Genomic DNA, 2,078 nt, shown 5'->3' with positions numbered 1-2,078 from the left:
GATCAGCACACCGACCGGCAGCATGATGATGGCCACCAGCGCGCTTCTCACGTGCATCAGGAAGACGATGCAGACCAGCGCGACGATCACGCTTTCTTCCAGCAGCGTGTGCTTGAGCGTCTCGATGGCGCGATGGATCAGGTCGGAGCGGTCGTACACCGTTTCGATGCTGACGCCCGCCGGCAAGCCCGGTCCGATCTCGGCGATCTTCGCCTTGACGTTCTCGATCACCTCCAGCGCGTTCTGGCCATAGCGCGCCATGACTATGCCGGAGACGACCTCGCCCTCGCCATTCAGTTCGGTGAGGCCGCGCCGCTCGTCGGGTCCGATTTCGACGCGGGCGATGTCGCGGATCAGCACCGGCGTGCCGCGCTCGGCCTTGACGACGAGATCCTCGATGTCAGCCCGGCCGCGCAGATAGCCGTGGCCGCGCGCCATGTATTCGGTCTCGGCCATTTCGACAACGCGACCGCCGACATCGCGGTTCGATTCGCGAATCGCCTTGGTCACTGTCGCCAGCGAGACACCGTAGGAACGCAGCTTCACCGGATCGACCACCACCTGGTACTGCTGCACGAAGCCGCCAATGCTGGCGACCTCGGCCACGCCCGGCGCCTTGGTGAGTTGATAGCGGATGTACCAGTCCTGCAGCGTGCGCAGTTCGGCGAGCGTGCGGTCCTTCGCCAGCACCGCATATTGATAGACCCAGCCCACGCCCGTGGCATCCGGCCCGAGCTGCGGCGTCACACCCTTGGGCAGACGCCCGGCAGCGAAGTTCAGATACTCCAGCACGCGCGAACGCGCCCAGTAGATGTCCGTGCCGTCCTCGAAGATCACATACACGAAGGACGCGCCGAAGAAGGAAAAGCCGCGTACCACTTTGGATTTCGGCACCGATAGCATGGCCGTTGTCAGCGGGTAGGTGATCTGGTCCTCCACCACCTGCGGCGCCTGCCCCGAGGACTCGGTGTAGATGATGACCTGCACGTCCGAGAGATCGGGCAAAGCATCCAGCGGCGTCATGACTAAAGCATAGACACCACCGAGTGTGACCAACAGAGTGGCCAGCACGACGAGCAGTTTGTTGCGCGCCGACCAGTCGATGAGAGCGTTCAGCATGTCAGTGCTTCCCGTCTATCTTCGTGATCACCCATTCGCCGGGCTTGCGCTCGACGAACTCGATGGCGACATGGGTACCCGGCTTGACGTTGGCAACCAGCCCTTGATTCGCCAGGACGAAGTCCATGGTCATGCCCGGCCATTTGAGGCTGGCAACCGGAGCATGCGTAATGGTGACCGTGCCAGCCGCCGCGTCGATGGCGTCGAGCGTGCCGGTGGCCTGATGGCTGACCTGCTTCGCCGGCGCCTGCTCCGGCTTCGTGGCGGCATCGCTGAAGCCGCCCAGCGCAGCCTTGAGGTTGCTCTCCGCATCGATCAGGAAGTTGGCGGCGACGACCACACGTTCGCCTTCGTTCAGGCCTTCGCGGATTGCCACGTTGTCGTCATTGCGCGCACCGAGCTTGACCTCGCGCGGCTCGAAGCGTCCTTCACCCTTTTGCACCAGCACGATCTGGCGCGTACCACTGTCGATCACTGCCGACACGGGCACCGTCGCCACCTTGCCGCTGGCGCCGACCGCCATGTCGACATCGGCATACATGGCGGGCTTGAGCAGGCCGCCCGGATTCGCGAGTTCGATGCGCACCGGCACCGTTCGCGTGGCAGTGCTCAGCGTGGGATAGATGTAGGCGATGGTGCCTTCGAAGGTCTTGCCGGGATAGGCGTTGATGGCAACCTTGACCTTCTGTCCGGTCTTGACGAGGCCGATGTCGGCCTCGAAGACATCGGCCAGTACCCACACCGATGACACATCGGCGAACTGGTAGAGCGTCTCGCCGGGCGAGAAACGCATGCCGGCAATCGCCTTCTTTTCCAGCACCACGCCGCCGCCCGGCGAACGGTAGGTCATGGTTCGCTTTGCCTCGCCACCCGCGGCGAGCGCCTTGATCTGTTCTTCGGAGATGTCCCAGTTGCGCAGACGCATCAGACTCGCATCGGCAAGCTGGCGCATCGCCGCC

Annotated in this window: 2 protein-coding genes; both read right to left on the bottom strand. The window is 63.8% G+C overall.

What is annotated here, in order from left to right; genetic code table 11:
• A partial coding sequence (locus HXX15_RS23035; protein WP_296519240.1) for an efflux RND transporter permease subunit occupies positions 1-1,119 on the bottom strand: 1,119 nt, incomplete at its 3' end.
• A gap of 1 nt (position 1,120) precedes the next feature.
• The coding region (locus HXX15_RS23030; RefSeq protein WP_296519239.1) for an efflux RND transporter periplasmic adaptor subunit at positions 1,121-2,078 on the bottom strand (958 nt) is incomplete at its 5' end.

It is taken from the genome of Rhodopseudomonas sp. (assembly GCF_013377015.1).
Classification (GTDB): domain Bacteria; phylum Pseudomonadota; class Alphaproteobacteria; order Rhizobiales; family Xanthobacteraceae; genus JARJEH01.
This window is presented reverse-complemented; position numbering and strand designations above follow the sequence as displayed.